This window comes from Bacillus sp. LNXM65 (assembly GCF_002998575.1).
GTDB lineage: Bacteria > Bacillota > Bacilli > Bacillales > Bacillaceae > Bacillus.
Map to the genome: position 1 here is coordinate 54,460 of NZ_PVRB01000009.1, position 17,252 is coordinate 71,711.

A 17,252-nucleotide genomic window follows, 5' to 3' on the forward strand; every position below is an offset into this window, starting at 1 on the left:
AGCGGGGGTGTTTTTATTAAAAGTCAAAGTTGTCTGGGTCTGGACCGATACGTTTGTTTTCATTTAAGTCAGAAAGGCGCTTCATATCCTCATCAGATAAGGCAAAATCAAATATGTCTGCATTTTCTTTTAAACGATGGGCTTTCGTTGATTTTGGAATGGTGATGACGCCTTTTTGCACATCCCAGCGCAAAATAATTTGAGCAGGTGTTTTGCCGTATGTGTCCGAGAGCTCTTTGATCACCGGATGATGAAGCAGTTCCCCCTGCATTAGCGGTGACCAAGCTTCCATTTGAATGCCATGTGTGTTCAAATACGTAAAGAGTGTTTCCTGCGTCAGTTTTGGGTGAAACTCCACTTGATTGATAGCTGGTATGATGTCTGCATCTTTTAATAGTTCGTCTAGGTGATGCGGCTGGAAGTTGCTCACTCCGATGGCCCTGACTTTTCCTTCACGATACAAGGTTTCCAGTGCACGCCAAGCTTCTTTGTATTTTCCTTCAACCGGCCAATGGATTAAATACAGATCAAGGTAATCAAGCTGAAGCTTTTTCAAGCTTTCTTCGTATGCGTTTAGGGTAGATTCATATCCTAAATCGGCATTCCACACTTTTGATGTCACAAAGAGGTCCTCGCGGCGCAGTCCTGTTTCTGCTAAACCAAGCTGTATGCCTCGTCCAACACCTTCTTCATTTCCGTAAATAGCCGCTGTATCAATACTGCGATAGCCTAATTGAATGGCTGTTTTGACGGCGTCTATTAATTCTGCGCCATCTTCAACCTTGAATACACCAAGACCAAATCCTGGCATGTGGATCCCATTGTTTAATGTTTTTGTACTTTGTAAATGGTTCATATTGAAAACTCCTTTAGATGGTTTGATTTTGTTCTTGTTGTTCCATTCGAAAACTAATCATCGTGAGAATTGCTGCGATAAGGACCATGATGCCGCCGACCCAGCCTGTATGCACAAGCCCAAGAGTATCTGTCACGATGCCGCCTAAAAATGAGCCGATGGCGATACCGGCATTAAAGGCAGCGATATTCATAGCGGAAGCGACGTCGACTGCTCCTGGTGTGTATCTTTCTGCAAAGTCAACGACAGCTACTTGCAATCCAGGCACATTCATGAAAGCAAACAGTCCCATCAGCATGACGGTTCCAATGCCTAGCACCGTGAATCCAGCAGTCAAGCTAAGGGTAAACATAATGATGCTTTGGATGATAAACATGTAAATCAGTGCTTTCATTGGCTGCTCATTAGCAGCCTTTCCGCCAATGACATTTCCGGCTGCGATCGTGATCCCGTATAAAAGCAGGATCAAGGCCACCGCCTCAGGCGCAAGACCTGTCACATGCTGTAAGAGAGGGGATAAATACGTAAAGACGACAAAGGTTCCTCCGTATCCTGTTGCTGTAATGACAAATAGAAGCAAGATTCTTTTTGTTTTTAATAAGACAGCTTGATCCTTAAATGATGTTTTCACGCCTTGCTTTAATTGAGATGGAACAAGAAAATAGTTGGATATCAGTGCGATCAGACCAATGATGACAATCACACCAAATGACGTCCGCCAGCCGAGCTCATGGCCAAGAAATGTCCCAAATGGCACGCCCGTCACAGTAGCAACTGTTAATCCAGTGAACATAAAGGCAATCGCACTTGCCCGTTTTTCTTTCACTACAAGGCTTGCAGCAATCGTAGAGCCGATGGACATAAAGATTCCATGGGATAAGGCTGAAATGACCCGTCCGATTAATAGCACTGAAAAAGTCGGAGCAATCGTGGCTAGTGTATTTCCAATCAAAAAGACGAGCATAATGAGCAATAGCAATGTCTTTCTTTTCATCGTTGAAGTCAGAGAAGTCAAAATAGGCGCGCCGAATGTCACACCAAGTGCATATAAAGAGACGGTCCAGCCCGCCTGGCTGACGCTCACTCCAAAGTCCTCTGAAATCATCGGCAAAAGACCGACACTAATGAACTCAGTGGTTCCTATAGCAAAAGCACTAATGGCTAGTGCGAGAAGGGCAAAGTGGTTTTGCTTTTTCTTCATGAATAAGTGTTCACATCCTTCTATGATGACATTTTGATAGACGAAGCCGATCGGCAAGAGTTATTATCTAACATAGATGACGAAAAAAAAAGTACGTACTTTTTTGTAATATAGGTACTAAAAAGTGCCTGTTCGCACAAAGAGGAGTGAGGATTTGATGGAAAAGAAAAAATATAATATCTCAGTGGAAGCGACCCTTGAGGTCATTGGCGGGAAGTGGAAGTGCGTGATTTTATGTCATTTAACACATGGAAAAAAACGCACGAGTGAATTGAAGCGGCTCATGCCAAACATCACACAAAAAATGCTTACACAACAGCTGAGAGAGCTTGAAAGTGATGGGGTGATTAACCGAATTGTGTATGAGCAAGTACCGCCTAAAGTGGAATATGAATTAAGTGAATACGGACAGTCGCTCGAAAGAATTCTGAATGCGCTTTGTGATTGGGGAGCAGCTCATATTGAACGTGTGTACGGAGAGCCGCTTTCAGTGCTGGAAGACAGCATTTTAAATGAACAATTTAAATAAAAAAGTCCCGCTTCCTGTGCGAGCGGGACTTTTTGTCTTATGTGCCTTTTTTGTGGTCGCGGTATTTGCCAGGGGTCGTGCCTTCTAGTTTTTTGAAGGAACGGATGAAGTTTTGCGGATTTTTATATTTCAGTTTTTCCGAAATTTCTTTGACGGACATATCGGTTTCCACGAGCCAGTTTTTGGCGACATGGTGTCTGTAGGACGAGAGATATTCACTAAAGGAGATATCCATTTCCTTTCTAAAAATACTGCTTAAATAATTGGGGTTGTAATGCAGGCGTGTGGCGATTTCATCCAATGTAAGATCTGAGTCGAATTCTTGATGAATGATATGAATGATTTTCTCTGAGATGTTTTTGTATTGTGAGTCCTCACGTGCACCTAGCTGGTCAATAATTGGCCGAATGATCTCATGTTTCAGCCATGCTTCGGTATCTTCAAAGGTTTTAAATTCAAAAATCGTATCATACAGCATTTTGTTGTCTTCGACCTCAAATAATTCAATGCCAAGCAAATGCATCAGCTCAATCAAATTGTTTAAAAAACGGGCGAGAGCGATATGGTATTCATGCGGTCCAGCATTTTTAGAGAAAATGGATTGCAGGAGCACATGTAAATAATGATCCGCCTTGCCTTGATCACCTGCTTTCATCGCATCGAATAAATCATGCTGCAGCTGTTTTGGAAAATGGGTTTTAAACGTTTTTCCTTGCTGAATATGTTCATATAAGATAATGGATTTTTTCTCTGCTTTGAGCCTGTATTTTAAGGCTTCTTTTCCTTCAATGTAAGCCTGTTTCGCCATCGTGAGCTCCTTAAACTGGCGGCTGATCCCGATGCTGATCGATAAACCAAGCTCTTCCTCGATGCGCTGCTGAATAGTTTCCGCTAATTGGTTTAAATATTCAGTAAACTCTTCATCTGACTTTGAGTGATTCAAGATAATCGTCGTTTGATGCTGATTGACAACCGTTGGCTGAAGGTGCTCATCTTGCGGAATCATCTGCTCGATCAGTCCATTGATGGCAAATAACAGCAAGTCAGCATCCTTTTTTTCATAAGGTGTTCCTTTTAACGTATCGATTTGGGTCACAAGCATGGATAAATGAGACCAGCCCTGAGGGAATCCTAAACTTTGGAACCGGTTTTTAATTTCTTCTTCTGTCAGCTTTCCGAGCAATAGCCGCACCATAAAGTATTGCTGAAGGTGCGTGACTTGCTGCTCAATACGTTCCTCTAAATCATTGTTTTGATCCTTCATTTGTTTAATACTCGACTCAATCAACTCAAATTCATTTTGAAAAGGCTGTTTTTGCAAAAAGGATTCATTGCGTGCAAAGGACTCATATAACAAGCGGATTGGTTTATAAAAATGTCTGGACCCAAACCATGAAAATAGTAATGAAAGCGCTAACAAAATAAAGCAGATAATAAAGGTGATCCACCCAATTGATTTCGTTTGTGCCTTGAGTTCTGGAATGGAAACAAAGGATAGGTACGTCCATTCGTTATAGTCTGATTTTTGAAACGTAATTTGATAGGCTAGTTCCTCGATCTTCATGTTAAATTGACCTGATCGTTCTTCACGTGATAGGACATGCTTGACGAGCTCTTGATTCTTCAAGGATTCACCAATTTGTTCTTTGCGGTTATGTAGCAGCACTTTTCCGTTTGTATCAATGACAAACATACTGTCAGATTGAGAGAAGTCAGGCATATTGTCAGCAATCGTGCAGCTCGGAATGCTGGCGACAGCGATCCCTTTTTTCTGGACACTGTTCATAGGGAGTTGTTTGATTAAGTTCACATTGTATTTGCAAAAGGAGGCCTTTCCTTCTTTTGTCGCAACAAGTGGATTATTCTCTTCAAGTGCCCAGCTGGAATGACTCGGTATATTGAGGTAAGAGGTGAGCGCTTTCTCTTGGTCTCCGCTTGTGACATGATAAAGTCCCGAATTGTTCATGTACCAGTCTTCCATTTTACTCACGAGTGTAATATTGGAAAGATCGGTGTCAAAGGTTTGCAGGTAGTTTAGTTCCTGCTGTACTTGATTATAAAGCTGGAATTGGTCTGGATTTAAAGGTTCTGCCAGTGTTTGAAGGAGAGGCGGCGAACTGACATAGTGAGTGAGAGAATGATCCACTGTTTTTAAAATATGCTCAATATTGGATTGCGTTTGTTTGACGCTGTCCAGCTTTTCATTTGAGATATTTTCGAGTGCGGTTTTTTGCGAATGCTGATAAGAAAAAATACCGACAATGATGACAGGAATCGTACTAAGCACGAAAAAAAACGTCACAAGCTTGTAATAAAATTTATACTGCCTTCTTTTCATAAAACCCCCCATTTCAAACAGAACAATCTTTTCCCCTTAATTTATTAATCCAAAAATTTGGTAGGTTTGTCAATAATCATTTTCTGAGATTAGGATCATTTTCTTATGTTTTATGTAACGTTTTGAGTAGCTTCCCCTAAGTAAATATGATCTGATGATATGATTGTAGACGGATTTTTCATCCTTAAGATACAGTTAACACATGCATCAGCATGAGGGGAGGCTTTATCTATGAAAACAGAGGATGTCACTGCCAAGGGTGTGCCTGCGGCAGCTTTGAAAAAAGAAAAGAGAAAGCGCTTACTTAATCAATTGCTTAGTCAAAAGTTTTTGTATGTAATGATTTTGCCAGGGCTCATTTATTTTCTTGTCTTTAAATATGTGCCGATGTGGGGGCTTATCATTGCCTTTCAAGATTACCAGCCGTTTCTCGGTATTCTTGGGAGTGAGTGGGTTGGCTTCAAACACTTTATTCGATTGTTTACAGAACCAACATTTTTCATCTTATTAAAAAATACACTGATTTTATTTGCCATGAATATCGTGATTTTCTTTCCGATTCCGATCTTATTGGCCCTGCTTTTAAACGAGGTCAGATTGGCATTGTTTAAGAAATTTGTCCAGACGATGATATACATTCCTCACTTCATGTCATGGGTGATTGTCGTGTCCTTATCTTTTGTTTTGTTAACAGTAGATGGCGGGTTAATCAATGAATTGATTGCTTTCTTTGGAGGGGAAAAGATTAACTTCCTCCTTAGTCAGGAATGGTTCAGACCCATGTACATTTTACAGGTGATCTGGCGGGAAGCAGGCTGGTCGACGATCATTTATCTTGCGGCGATTACAGCGGTAGATCCGCAGCTATATGAAGCAGCAAAAATGGATGGAGCCGGCAGACTGAGACAAATGTGGCACATCACTCTTCCTGCCATTAAAAGTGTGATTGTCGTTCTGCTTATTTTGAAAATTGGTGACACATTAGAGCTTGGCTTTGAGCATGTCTACTTATTACTCAATGCAACGAACCGGGAAGTAGCAGAAATCTTTGATACGTACGTCTATACAGCTGGTCTTAAGCAAGGACAATTCAGCTATAGTACCGCTGTTGGTCTATTTAAAGCAGCCGTTGGACTCATTTTGGTCATGCTGGCGAACCGTTTAGCGAAGAAATTCGGGGAAGAAGGTATTTACTAAAAAGGGAGATGAAGAAGAATGACATTATCGACTGAAAAGGGATCACCACTTGAGCATGCAGAGAAATTAGCACAAACAATTATGAAAGCGCATACACCAATTGAGCTGCCTCCAGCTGGAAGATGGCATTATCATCAAGGCGTTTTTCTTTGCGGTGTGATGAAGCTATATGAGGCAACGAAGAACGAGACGTATTTCAATTATGTGAAAAGCTACGCAGATTCGCTCATTGATGAGTATGGAAACCTGTTATTTCGCAGAGATGAGCTTGATGCGATCCAAGCAGGGCTCATTTTATTCCCTCTTTACGAACGGACGGGAGAGAAGCGGTATGTGCTGGCAGCGGAGAAGCTTCGGGGGCTTTACCGCACATTGAATCGCACATCTGAGGGCGGGTTTTGGCATAAAGACAATTATGCCTATCAAATGTGGTTGGATGGTCTCTACATGGGAGGACCTTTTGCCTTAAAGTATGCAAAGCTGAGAGGTGAAGAGGAACTGGTGGATATGGTGATCCATCAAGAGTATCTCATGAGAAAGCATACAAAAGATGAAAAAACAGGTCTGTACTATCACGCGTGGGACGAACGAAAAGTGATGCCATGGGCTGATCAAAAGACTGGCTGTTCCCCCGAGTTTTGGGCAAGATCGTTTGGCTGGTATGTCCTTGCATTAGCAGATATGATCGAGGATCTGCCAGAAGAGCATGAGGGACGAAAGGTTTGGAAGGAAACGCTGACAGACATGCTGGAAAGTGTATCCAAGTACCAGGATCAAGACACAGGTCTCTGGCATCAAATCATTGATAAAGGTACTCATAGCGACAATTGGCTTGAAAGCTCAGGATCGTGTTTATTCATGTACGCCATGGCAAAAGCCATGAATGAAGGGTATGTCAGCTTTCGTTATGTCGATCATGTGGTGAAAGCATACCAAGGCTTAATTCATCATAAGACGGCTGAGACAGAAAACGGTGATTTTACCATCAATGATATTTGTATCGGAACATCTGCAGGATTTTATGATTACTACGTTGAAAGAGAGCGAAGCACAAATGACTTGCACGGGGCAGGCGCTTTTATTATGGCGTTAACTGAGCTAGAGAAGCTGTCTGTTTTTCAGAAGGCATGAAGAGGCGAAAAAGGGGTGCGGTATGGCTCCTCAGCTTCATCGCTGCCCTTTGTTTGTCAGCCTGCCAAGGGAAAACAAACGGTATTGATGTTCTGATTTTTTCTGACATGTCAAAGGGGATGAAGGATCAATTAGTCGAGAAGGCTTTTCAGACAGAACAAGAGTCTTATAGCGTCCACATCTTTCCGGCGATTCCTGAAAAGCTTCTTGTTGAAATTACCGCAAAAGAGGGGGACATCATGCTTGTCCCGGAAGAAATGTTTAGAACATATGATGATCCTGAAAGCTTTCAGCTGCTTGAAGAAATGGGCGTAGATGATCAAGCGGCAGGACCATATACGGTCGAGGACCAAAAGACAGGGAAAACGGTCGATTATGCGGTTCAAGTCAATAAAGGCACAAAAAAGCTAAACGGCTATACCTTTCAATTACACCGAGATATGGTCGCTTTTATTCCTGTGTATGCTTACAAGTCCAATGAGGCGCTGTCTCTCATGAAACAGCTTCGTGAAAATCGATAGAAAAAGAGGTGGGGACTGTGAAACGGGTCGTAGTTTGCGGACTCAGTCATCGTGCGTTCAATATGTTTATTAAACCGCTCACAGAGGATTTCAATGAGCATTACAAGATTACAGGGCTCCTAGATATAGATCATCATCGGTATACACTTTGTCAGGAGCGTTTTCCATCACTGCGGGGCATCTCGTTCTTTCATGCAGGTGCATTTGATCAAATGGTGAAGGAAGCAAAGCCAGATATCGTCATTGTGGCAGGCCGGGATGACACACATGTCACGTATATTTTGCAGGCACTTGACCATGATCTCGATGTCATCACTGAAAAGCCAATGGTCACAACAGCAAAAGACGCCAAAAAAGTGATGGAAAAAGAAAAGGAAAGTAAAGGGAAGGTCACAGTCACTTTTAATTATCGCTACAATCCATTTCATCGAAAGATCAAAGAACTCATTTTAGAAGGAAAGATTGGAAGGGTCACATCTGTTGAACTGAGCTGGCTCATTGATACGTATCATGGCGCTAGTTACTTCAAAAGGTGGAACCGAACGAGGCAATTCTCTGGCGGACTATCCATTCATAAATCGACGCATCATTTTGATTTGGTCAATTGGTGGATCAATCAAAAGCCGAAGCAAGTATTTGCCTATGGGGCGCTGAACTATTACGGAAATGAAAGTCCTTGGAATCCCTTGCAGGGGGGAGAAAACAGGTATTGCGGAACATGTCATGTGAAGGATACATGTCATTATGAAGCAAGGTGGAATCCGCGGGTAGAACGCTCAAAGGTAGAGGACGACCATATTGAATCCGGTAAGGAGCAAACGCAGCAGTACTCAAATTATCGCCCAGACGCCTGTATTTTTGATCAGGAAATTGACATTGAGGATACATATGTGGCATCAGTGGCATATGACCAAGGAGCTCTGCTCAGCTATTCAATTCAATTCTCAGCGCCATATGAAGGATACCGGCTTGCCATTAATGGGACGAAGGGGCGTATTGAAACAAATGAGTTTCATGTGCCATCAAGAATTCCTTTTCAATTCCCAGAACAGACGATTTCTTATTATCCGATGTTTGGGGCAAAAGAGACAATTGAAGTCGTGAAACAGCCAGGGGGACATGGCGGCGGAGACCCTCTGCTTCTGGCCGATTTATTTATAGGAAAAGATCCTTTAATTCACTATGACATATCAGCAGGAGCAGAGGCTGGTGCTTATTCGATTGCGCTTGGGGAAGGCATGTGGCGGTCTGTTGCAGAGAAGCGCCCAATTGAAATAGAAGAATTGTTTCAAAAAGAGACGGTGTAATGAGAAAGAGAGGAGGGGAAAGAGATGGATCATGATGGTTCAATGAGCAGAATGCTTCGAATGTGTGAGTGGGTGATGAGCCTTGCCTATACGAATTTGCTATGGCTGCTGTTCACCATGCTGGGGCTTGGGATCTTTGGATTGATGCCTGCGACCACTGCGCTATTTTCAGTGATGAGAAAGTGGATACAAGGGCATGAGCAAGTCAGCGTTTTCCGGACTTTTTGGAAGGTGTATCGTGAGGAGTTTGTACGCTCTAACTTAATTGGAGTGGCGCTGCTGATCATAGGGACGATTATATATGTAGACCTTGCGTTTATTTATCCAACGAGCTGGTTTTTGCATGTGCTTCGTTTTGCCATTTATATCTTTGGTTTTCTCTTTGTTGTGAGCTTGTTTTATATTTTTCCGCTGCTGGCTCATTATGATTGGAAAAAACGTCTCTATCTGAAATTCTCTCTTTTGCTTGGTATCTCATATTTGCAATATACACTCTGTATGCTCGTTTTCTCGGCTCTGCTGTTTGTTCTCTTTGCTTATTTGCCGGGAATCGTGCCGTTCTTTAGTGTGAGTATACTCGCCTATGGCCACATGTGGCTGGCCTATCAAGTATTCAAAAAGGTAGAGTTTGAAAGTGATCAGCAGACAGCCGAAGTGAAGAAACGTCTGCCGTCTTTCCTTCAATCGAAGCGGGTGAATACACAGTGATGTGAATCATTTGCTATAATGGTGTCACCGTGATTAAAAGGAGAGATGAGCGTCGTGTCAGTAAAAGAAATCTCAATAGAAGAATTAAAACAAAAGCTAGAGCAAGAAGAAGCCATTCAGCTTGTTGATGTGCGTGAGGACGAGGAAGTAGCAGAAGGAATGATTCCAGAAGCTGTCCACATCCGAATGGGAGATATCCCTGAGAAGCTGGATGCATTCGATCAAACGCAGGAATATTATATTATTTGCCGCTCCGGAAAACGTAGTGAAAATGTCTGCTATTTCCTAGAAGACCAAGGCTATCAAGCGACCAATGTCATTGGCGGGATGCTTGCTTGGACAGGAGAAACAAAACCGAAGCTGTAAAAGAAGTCCGACCTTTCATCTTTGAGATGAAAGGCTTTTTTGTTCATATGCCCGCCCTTATATGCATAAAGATAGAGTAGCGAGAGAAGGGAGAGTGGCATATGTGCTAAAGGTAGCTGTATTTGATGAAGAACACGAAAAAGATTTGCAGAGCGAAATCAATCTTTTTTTAAAAGGAATGGATGACGACCAAATCATTGATATCAAGTACGATGTAGCGGTGATTTGTGAGCAGGGAGGAGAACAGCTCTACTGTTTTTCTGCACTCATTTTATATAAAAAATAGACGGCATCAAAAAAGGACCTGTTTGAAGGGCCCTTTTTGTTTGATTAGCTAGCGTCAATATATAAAAGATGCTTTTTGCAGTGAACACATTGAAAGAGGTAGCCCTGCAAGTCTCCTCCGTTGACGAGCCATTGTTTTAGGTTCTCTTTCGTTAATCCCCCGCCGCTGCAAATGTCTTCGATATCTTCTGTGAGTTCAACCTCTAAATGTTCTATCTCTTTCCATCCGACATACTGGACGATTGCGCAAAAATCTCCGCAATGGCTTAACCAATATTCCTGCTGCCAGCCGCGATAATCTGGCGTTCTGAAGATCAGTTCATCTACATATTCCTCTTGATCGACGTCATCACAACTTGCATCGTCTTGAAAGATGCCATCGTATTTTTTAGCGGCTGATCCATCTTTAATACACCAAGGGCAAATTCCTTCCACATCTTCAACAGTATAAAATGGACCATGATACACGTAATCTCTTTCTTTCTCACAAACAGGACATGTCGTATGCTCTTTTTTGATCACGTTTAACGAAACTGGATCTGGGTTGTACTTGAATGTAGGTAACGTCATAAAAACCTCCATTATGTAGAAATGATTTCATCATTATTTTACAGGAATCCTCAAGCTTGCAACAATCTTAAATTGTCTATATAGAAAAAAGCCGTTCGGATGAGGAACGGCTTTTTTCGCTTGAGATTATGCTTTTTTTACTCTTGGACTTCGTGGTTTACTGACTTTGTTGGCTTGCTTGATAGCTTTTCGTTCATCATTCAGTGACTTGTACAGTGAGACAATCATCAAAATAATGACAACGGAGAACGGCAAGGCTGCGAGCTTGGCTGTATTTTGAAGAGCTCCAAGTCCCCCTGAAAATAAAAGCACGGCAGCAACAGCAGATTGGATGATACCCCAGCTGACTTTGACACTGCCAGAAGGGTTCAATGATCCGTAGGTTGTCTGCATTCCAAGCACAAATGTAGCTGAATCAGCCGATGTAATAAAGAATATGGCGATTAAAATGAGTGCTAGAATCGATGTGATCATCGCCAGCGGATATTCATTTAGTACACCGAAGAGCATTGTTTCTGTTGAAAGACCTGCAACATCGACAATATTCTTTTGCTGTAAATCCATCGCAGATACACCGAAAATCGAGAACCATAGGAATACTAGGATAGAAGGAGCCACTAAGACACCTAGTAAAAATTCTCGAATCGTTCGTCCGCGTGACACCCTTGCGATAAAGATTCCGACAAATGGTGCCCAAGAAATCCACCATGCCCAATAAAAGATTGTCCATCCATTAATCCATTCTCTCTTCTCAGGATCATTTGGAGATAGACGGAAGCTCATTTGAACGATATTGGATAAGTATTGCCCAATCGAGTCAGTAAATGAATTTAAGATAAAAACAGTTGGACCTACCAAAAGTAAGAAAAACATCAGAACAGCTGCTAATACCATGTTGATATTACTTAAATATTTAATGCCTTTTCCAATCCCGCTTAGAGCAGATGCAAGGAAAAGCACCGTCACAATCATGATAATGATCAATTGTGTGCTAAAAGCATTCGGAATTTGAAACAGGTAATTCAATCCCCCGTTTATTTGTGCCGCACCTAATCCTAGGCTTGTCGCAACACCAACAACAGTTGCAAATACCGCAATACAATCGATGGTTTTTCCGATCCATCCATTCGTTTTATTTCCTAAAACTGGCTGCAACGTTGCACTAATTAAGCCAGGTGCATCTTTTCTAAATTTAAAGTAAGCAATGCAAAGTGCAACAATGGCATAAATAGCCCATGCATGAAGCCCCCAATGGAAAAATGTATATCGAAGGGAATCTCGGAAGGCCTGCGCCGTTTCAGTTTCACCCGTTGGTGACTGTATGGCATAGTGGCTGATCGGTTCAGCTGCTCCGTAAAAAACAAGACCAATTCCCATACCGGCACTAAATAGCATCGCAAACCAAGAAAATAAGCCGAATTCAGGCTCTTCCCCAGGTTTTCCTAGCGTAATCTTACCGATTGGGCTAAAGATAAAGAATAGACAAAAGCCGACGAGCAGTGACACCACTAACAAGTAATACCAGCCAAAGTCATTTGTAATGTATGTTTGAATTTGATCTGTGACATTTTGCAGTGTTTCTGGAGAAAAAGCTCCCCATATGACGGCAACAAATGTGATCGCAATCACAATCCAAAATACACTTGATACGTTTTTCACACCATCTCACTCTCCTGTTGTTCTACACGTTTAAGCAGAGGATTTTGCTTAATATCCCCTAACTCAACTAATTTCAAACAAAAAGAGGCGAGCTTCTCACTCGACCTCTACTTTACCGTAACATGTTTTGCTTCCATTAATCAACTATCGATATGTGAAGATGATTTTTCTTCAATGCGTTTACGAAGACGGTAGACGTATTCTTTTAAACAAACAGCGAAGATGGTAAACGCCAACACAATGGCGACTTTTAAAGGGGTAATGGACAGCTTTAAGAATACAGCGGCTGTCAAACTAATCACAACTGCTAGGATAATCGGAAGTGCACGTCTCATCATGAAAATCTCTCCTTTGCTTCGAGTGCAGCATTCATACCGGCAAGCCTGCCTGTCACAAGTGCTGACGTGATATTGTATCCGCCTGTATAACCGTGAATGTCTAAAATTTCTCCGCAGAAATAAAGACCGGGCATTTTTTTAGACGCCATTTTCTTCGGTTCAATTTCTTTCACAGAAACGCCGCCTCCTGTGACAAACGCTTTGTCTAAGGAAAGAGTGCCGTTCGCATGAACGATAAAGTGTTTGCAATCATTTACGAATGCGCGCAGTTTGTCCTTAGCAAGTCCAGAAAATGTGTCTTGCGGATCTATGCCGTTCCGTTCTAACAGAAACAATAAATAGCGTTCTTGCATCCAAGACTTTAGGACATTTTTAATGGCTTTTTTTGGTTCATCTTTTAGGTCTTGATGAAGCTTTTGGAACAGATCTTCGTCATTAAGCTTCGGATATAAGTCTATTTGCAGACGAACAGTCGGCTGTTTTTTCAATTCTTTCACAACAAATCCGCTGCATCTAAGAACAGCTGGGCCGGATAAGCCAAAGTGAGTAAAAATCATATCCATGACATGTGTGACGACGGGTTTCCCCTTTTTATTTAAAACACTGACAGCCACACTTCTTAAAGAAAGACCTTGTAGCACTTTTTCTTTAATAAAGCGCTCATCTGATGTGACCGGTACTTCTGTTGGGAAGAGCTCTGTAATCGTATGACCAGCGGCTTCTGCCCATGCATAGCCGTCACCAGTAGAACCAGTATGCGGCACACTTTTTCCGCCAACAGCAATGACAACGGCGTTACTTGAAATTTTTTCATCATTATTTGTAACAATTCCAGCTGCTTGTCCGTCTTGATACAGAACTGTTTTAATCTTTTCATTCGTTCGAATGGTGACATTGAGGTTGCGGAGCCTGTCTAAAAGGGCATCCACAACAGATTGTGCTTTGTTTGAGACAGGGAACATACGTCCATGGTCTTCTTCTTTAAGTTCAATGCCGAGGTTTTCAAAAAACGAAATAATATCCTCGTTATTGAACTCAGAAAATGCACTATATAAAAAACGGCCGTTTCCGGGAATATGCTTGATGATTTCTTCTACTGGAAGGCGGTTGGTGACGTTACAGCGTCCACCGCCAGAAATGGCGAGCTTCCTGCCAAGTTTGTTTCCTTTGTCAATTAACAGAACAGTCGCTCCGTGCTCTGCTGATGCAATCGCGGCCATCAGTCCAGAAGGTCCACCGCCAATGACAATGACATCATAATGTTTCATGTTACATTCCTCTTTCTACTTTCAGTCATTCCTCTATTATAACGAAAATTGGGGAAGGCTGAAATATGAATTGATTGGTTTTGTGCCTTCTGTATTGGATTTGTTACCTGTGCGTCGAAATGATGTGGTAAAATAGTTAAGTTGAATATTCATTAGAAAAATGGTGGTTAAGCGCATGTCTAATAAACTGCTTCGTGGTACGTTGGTTTTAACGATAGGGACTTATCTCTCTCGTATTCTTGGTATGATTTACTTAATTCCATTTAGCGCAATGGTTGGAGCTACTGGTGGAGCGCTATTTCAATATGGATACAATCAGTATACGATCTTTTTAAGTATTGCTACGCTTGGTTTTCCAACAGCGGTATCAAAATTTGTTTCTAAATATAATGCAATCGGCGATTATGAGACAACAAGGAAAATGTTCAGGGCGGGTATGTCGGTCATGCTTGTCACCGGGATTATCGCCTTTTCTATTTTATATTTGACCGCACCGATTTTTGCCAAGATTCAGCTTGGCGGATCGAATGAAACAGGCGGTTTGACTGTCGATCAAGTGGTATATGTGATTCGGATGGTCAGTTTAGGTCTTTTGGTTGTACCTATTATGAGTCTTGTGCGGGGGTTCTTCCAAGGACACTCCATGATGGGACCGACAGCTGTTTCCCAAGTGATTGAGCAGCTTGTCAGAATCATCTTCCTATTAACTGCAACGTTTATTATTTTAAAAGTGCTTGACGGCGGGCTTGTCATCGCTGTCGGATATGCCACATTTGCAGCACTTATCGGCGCATTTGGGGGTTTATTCACGCTTTATTTATATTGGCTGAAGCGCAAGGACCGGCTCTTATCCATGCAGCCGAATACAGGTGCTTCCTCTGACTTATCTTATAAACAAATGTTTACAGAGCTGTTTAGCTATGCGGCACCGTATGTGTTTGTTGGACTTGCGATTCCAATTTATTCTTATATTGATACAAACACCATTAACAGAGCTATGATTGCATCAGGACATCAGGATATTAGTACAGCGGTATTGTCCATTGTGACGTTATATTTACCGAAGCTCGTGATGATTCCTGTGTCACTTGCAACAGCGTTTGGCTTAACCTTGATTCCGACGATTACGGAATCATTTACAGCACGTAACTACAAGCTTCTCAATAGACAAATTGATCAGACGATGCAGGTCATTTTATTTTTCGTACTGCCTGCTTCATTTGGTATCTCGGCATTGGCTGGACCGGTTTATTGGTTTTTCTATCCGTCCGTTCATCCTGAGATTGGGATGTCAATTTTGTTCTGGTATGCACCTGTTGCGTTATTGTTTTCCTTATTCACCATTAATGCAGCAATTTTGCAGGGAATTAACAAACAAAAATTCGCCATTGTCAGTCTGTTGTTAGGGATCATTATTAAAACGGTTCTGAACATTCCGCTAATCAGCTGGCTGCAAGGAAATGGTTCTGTGCTTGCGACTGCGTTAGGCTATAGCGCGTCCATCTTGTATATGTTTATCATGATTAAGCGCCATGCCGGCTACTCGTTCCGCAGGATTTTCAAACGATTTATTCTCATTGGTATTTTAACGGCGATTATGGCTGTTGTGGCGTATGTGACATGTCAGCTTGTGAGCCAAGTGATTTCGTATGAGGGTGGAATTGTACAAGCGGGTATCGTCATTTTGATTTCAATGATCACTGGCGGCGGTGTGTATCTGTTCTTGTCTTATAAGGTAGGATTACTTGAGCGTGTACTCGGCAGCCGTATGCCGAAATTTTTAAGAAAAAAGAGTTAAGAAGAGGTGGATATTCATGAGGCTTGATAAATTGCTTGCTAGCAGCGGCTTTGGTTCAAGAAAAGATGTGAAGAAGCTGGTCAAGGCACGGGCGGTCACAGTGAATGGAGAACTGGCGAAGCAGGTGAAAGATCATGTTGATCCATCGAATGATGAAGTGCTCGTACACGGAGAGCGTGTAGAGTATAAAGAATTCATTTACTTAATGATGAACAAACCGGACGGGGTCATCTCAGCAACTGAAGATCTGCGGGATGAAACGGTCGTCGATTTACTAGAGCCGGAGGATATCGCAAGGGAGCCATTTCCTGTGGGGAGACTGGATAAGGACACAGTCGGTCTCCTCCTCCTCACAAATGATGGACAGCTTGCTCATCAATTACTTTCTCCAAAAAAGCATGTGCCAAAAACATACGAAGTTCATTTGAAATACCCATTAGGAGATCAAGACATCAAGCGTCTTGAAGAGGGCGTTGTCATTTTAGATGATTACCGCACGAAGCCGGCGAAGGTTGAAGTAGATGCGAATGAAAACGAAGATACACGCATCCGTTTAACGATTACTGAAGGAAAGTACCATCAAGTGAAGCTGATGGCGCAAGCAGTGGGAAATGAAGTCATTTTTTTAAAAAGACTCTCGATGGGGGCTGTCTCTTTAGATGAAGATCTAGCGCCTGGGGAGTACCGTGAATTGACGGATGAAGAATTAGACAGCTTAATCAATCGACCATAAATGTAGAATAAAAGAAAAGAACCGGCATATCGCCGGTTCTTTTTGTTATATGGACAGTTCATTATACGCTTAAGATGATATTTTCACTTTTTTTCTCGTTGTTTCCCATTTGCCTCTGCTTGGACTATGAACAAGATCGTTATAGGCAAGCACGTTTAAGTCTCTTTGAATGGTTCTAGGTGTGATCCCGAATTCATCAACCAGCTCTTGTGTCGTCACAAGACCTTTCTCTTGAATGAACATATAAACTGATTTAATTCGAGTCATCATACGGTTTGTTGAAGGTTTCAAAAAACCACTCCCTATCAATAAGATCGGATGGACTTGACTAACCACAACTTACTACACTAAAACTGCGAAATAAGGACATGCAACAATGGTAAATGTTCGTGTTTCTTAATGTTTTATTCTATTATACACGTTATTATGCATCTAGTTCCACCAAAA

The 17,252-nt window shown here is 42.0% G+C and carries 18 protein-coding genes; 10 read left to right on the plus strand and 8 right to left on the minus strand.

Annotated elements, in window-relative coordinates; genetic code table 11:
• Positions 1-16: 16 nt before the first annotated feature.
• Both C6Y03_RS16995 and C6Y03_RS17000 read right to left on the minus strand, forming a co-directional pair.
• On the minus strand, positions 17-856 hold the full coding sequence (locus C6Y03_RS16995; protein WP_060597047.1) for an aldo/keto reductase: 840 nt from the start codon (positions 854-856) through the stop codon (positions 17-19).
• A 13-nt stretch (positions 857-869) separates the two neighbouring features.
• Complete coding sequence (locus C6Y03_RS17000; RefSeq protein WP_106039691.1) at positions 870-2,057, minus strand: MFS transporter; 1,188 nt, start codon at positions 2,055-2,057, stop codon at positions 870-872.
• A gap of 157 nt (positions 2,058-2,214) precedes the next feature.
• Between C6Y03_RS17000 and C6Y03_RS17005 the strand changes: the two genes are divergently transcribed.
• Positions 2,215-2,586 carry a winged helix-turn-helix transcriptional regulator gene (locus C6Y03_RS17005; protein ID WP_003217763.1) on the plus strand — a complete coding sequence of 124 codons (372 nt, stop codon included), beginning with the start codon at positions 2,215-2,217 and terminating at the stop codon, positions 2,584-2,586.
• Positions 2,587-2,623: 37 nt separating this feature from the next.
• Here C6Y03_RS17005 and C6Y03_RS17010 read toward each other — a convergent pair whose 3' ends face one another.
• Positions 2,624-4,924, minus strand: coding sequence for a helix-turn-helix domain-containing protein (locus C6Y03_RS17010; RefSeq protein ID WP_106039662.1), 2,301 nt, complete (start codon positions 4,922-4,924; stop codon positions 2,624-2,626).
• A 231-nt stretch (positions 4,925-5,155) separates the two neighbouring features.
• On the opposite strand from C6Y03_RS17010, the gene C6Y03_RS17015 reads away from it, so the two are divergent.
• The 7 genes from C6Y03_RS17015 (at position 5,156) to C6Y03_RS17045 (ending at position 10,440) form a co-directional block, all read left to right on the plus strand.
• Positions 5,156-6,121: an ABC transporter permease gene (locus C6Y03_RS17015; RefSeq protein WP_106031150.1), complete on the plus strand. Its 966-nt coding sequence runs from the start codon at positions 5,156-5,158 to the stop codon at positions 6,119-6,121.
• 18 nt (positions 6,122-6,139) lie between these two features.
• The gene (locus C6Y03_RS17020; protein ID WP_106039663.1) at positions 6,140-7,252 is read left to right on the plus strand and encodes a glycoside hydrolase family 88/105 protein; all 1,113 of its coding nucleotides are present in this window, start codon (positions 6,140-6,142) and stop codon (positions 7,250-7,252) included.
• Positions 7,249-7,773 (plus strand): hypothetical protein, encoded by a 525-nt coding sequence (locus tag C6Y03_RS17025; RefSeq protein ID WP_060597045.1) that lies wholly within the window; start codon positions 7,249-7,251, stop codon positions 7,771-7,773. The genes C6Y03_RS17020 and C6Y03_RS17025 overlap by 4 nt, the downstream gene beginning before the upstream one ends.
• Before the next feature lie 17 nt (positions 7,774-7,790).
• Complete coding sequence (locus tag C6Y03_RS17030) at positions 7,791-9,080, plus strand: Gfo/Idh/MocA family protein (RefSeq protein ID WP_060597044.1); 1,290 nt, start codon at positions 7,791-7,793, stop codon at positions 9,078-9,080.
• A gap of 24 nt (positions 9,081-9,104) precedes the next feature.
• Positions 9,105-9,788: a YesL family protein gene (locus C6Y03_RS17035; protein WP_106039664.1), complete on the plus strand. Its 684-nt coding sequence runs from the start codon at positions 9,105-9,107 to the stop codon at positions 9,786-9,788.
• Positions 9,789-9,842: 54 nt separating this feature from the next.
• Complete coding sequence (locus C6Y03_RS17040; RefSeq protein ID WP_066030532.1) at positions 9,843-10,154, plus strand: rhodanese-like domain-containing protein; 312 nt, start codon at positions 9,843-9,845, stop codon at positions 10,152-10,154.
• A gap of 103 nt (positions 10,155-10,257) precedes the next feature.
• Complete coding sequence (locus C6Y03_RS17045) at positions 10,258-10,440, plus strand: sporulation protein Cse60 (RefSeq protein ID WP_034665546.1); 183 nt, start codon at positions 10,258-10,260, stop codon at positions 10,438-10,440.
• A 44-nt stretch (positions 10,441-10,484) separates the two neighbouring features.
• On the opposite strand, the gene C6Y03_RS17050 is transcribed toward C6Y03_RS17045, so the two are convergent.
• The 4 genes from C6Y03_RS17050 to C6Y03_RS17065 form a co-directional block, all read right to left on the minus strand.
• Positions 10,485-11,009, minus strand: coding sequence for a CbrC family protein (locus C6Y03_RS17050; RefSeq protein WP_106039665.1), 525 nt, complete (start codon positions 11,007-11,009; stop codon positions 10,485-10,487).
• Between the two features lie 126 nt (positions 11,010-11,135).
• Positions 11,136-12,668 (minus strand): glycine betaine transporter OpuD, encoded by a 1,533-nt coding sequence (gene opuD, locus C6Y03_RS17055; protein ID WP_106031156.1) that lies wholly within the window; start codon positions 12,666-12,668, stop codon positions 11,136-11,138.
• 140 nt (positions 12,669-12,808) lie between these two features.
• A complete protein-coding gene (locus C6Y03_RS17060; protein ID WP_034665444.1) occupies positions 12,809-13,006 on the minus strand; it encodes a hypothetical protein in 198 nt (65 codons plus the stop codon).
• Positions 13,003-14,274 (minus strand): BaiN/RdsA family NAD(P)/FAD-dependent oxidoreductase, encoded by a 1,272-nt coding sequence (locus C6Y03_RS17065; RefSeq protein ID WP_106039666.1) that lies wholly within the window; start codon positions 14,272-14,274, stop codon positions 13,003-13,005. Before C6Y03_RS17065 ends, C6Y03_RS17060 begins: the two co-directional genes overlap by 4 nt.
• A 175-nt stretch (positions 14,275-14,449) precedes the next feature.
• Here C6Y03_RS17065 and C6Y03_RS17070 point away from each other — a divergent pair, with 175 nt between their 5' ends.
• Together C6Y03_RS17070 and C6Y03_RS17075 are read left to right on the plus strand one after the other, a co-directional pair.
• Positions 14,450-16,072: a putative polysaccharide biosynthesis protein gene (locus C6Y03_RS17070; protein WP_034665449.1), complete on the plus strand. Its 1,623-nt coding sequence runs from the start codon at positions 14,450-14,452 to the stop codon at positions 16,070-16,072.
• A 16-nt stretch (positions 16,073-16,088) separates the two neighbouring features.
• Positions 16,089-16,805, plus strand: coding sequence for a pseudouridine synthase (locus tag C6Y03_RS17075; RefSeq protein ID WP_106039667.1), 717 nt, complete (start codon positions 16,089-16,091; stop codon positions 16,803-16,805).
• A 69-nt stretch (positions 16,806-16,874) separates the two neighbouring features.
• On the opposite strand, the gene C6Y03_RS17080 is transcribed toward C6Y03_RS17075, so the two are convergent.
• Positions 16,875-17,096 (minus strand): DeoR family transcriptional regulator, encoded by a 222-nt coding sequence (locus tag C6Y03_RS17080; RefSeq protein ID WP_008356419.1) that lies wholly within the window; start codon positions 17,094-17,096, stop codon positions 16,875-16,877.
• Positions 17,097-17,252 lie beyond the last annotated feature (156 nt).

What these genes read in the sequence shown, in the direction of transcription:
- C6Y03_RS16995 (WP_060597047.1), bottom strand. Translation starts at nt 856, where the DNA reads ATGAACCATTTACAAAGTACAAAAACATTAAACAATGGGATCCACATG.
- C6Y03_RS17000 (WP_106039691.1), bottom strand. Translation starts at nt 2,057, where the DNA reads ATGAAGAAAAAGCAAAACCACTTTGCCCTTCTCGCACTAGCCATTAGT.
- C6Y03_RS17005 (WP_003217763.1), top strand. Translation starts at nt 2,215, where the DNA reads ATGGAAAAGAAAAAATATAATATCTCAGTGGAAGCGACCCTTGAGGTC.
- C6Y03_RS17010 (WP_106039662.1), bottom strand. Translation starts at nt 4,924, where the DNA reads ATGAAAAGAAGGCAGTATAAATTTTATTACAAGCTTGTGACGTTTTTT.
- C6Y03_RS17015 (WP_106031150.1), top strand. Translation starts at nt 5,156, where the DNA reads ATGAAAACAGAGGATGTCACTGCCAAGGGTGTGCCTGCGGCAGCTTTG.
- C6Y03_RS17020 (WP_106039663.1), top strand. Translation starts at nt 6,140, where the DNA reads ATGACATTATCGACTGAAAAGGGATCACCACTTGAGCATGCAGAGAAA.
- C6Y03_RS17025 (WP_060597045.1), top strand. Translation starts at nt 7,249, where the DNA reads ATGAAGAGGCGAAAAAGGGGTGCGGTATGGCTCCTCAGCTTCATCGCT.
- C6Y03_RS17035 (WP_106039664.1), top strand. Translation starts at nt 9,105, where the DNA reads ATGGATCATGATGGTTCAATGAGCAGAATGCTTCGAATGTGTGAGTGG.
- C6Y03_RS17050 (WP_106039665.1), bottom strand. Translation starts at nt 11,009, where the DNA reads ATGACGTTACCTACATTCAAGTACAACCCAGATCCAGTTTCGTTAAAC.
- C6Y03_RS17060 (WP_034665444.1), bottom strand. Translation starts at nt 13,006, where the DNA reads ATGATGAGACGTGCACTTCCGATTATCCTAGCAGTTGTGATTAGTTTG.
- C6Y03_RS17065 (WP_106039666.1), bottom strand. Translation starts at nt 14,274, where the DNA reads ATGAAACATTATGATGTCATTGTCATTGGCGGTGGACCTTCTGGACTG.
- C6Y03_RS17070 (WP_034665449.1), top strand. Translation starts at nt 14,450, where the DNA reads ATGTCTAATAAACTGCTTCGTGGTACGTTGGTTTTAACGATAGGGACT.
- C6Y03_RS17075 (WP_106039667.1), top strand. Translation starts at nt 16,089, where the DNA reads ATGAGGCTTGATAAATTGCTTGCTAGCAGCGGCTTTGGTTCAAGAAAA.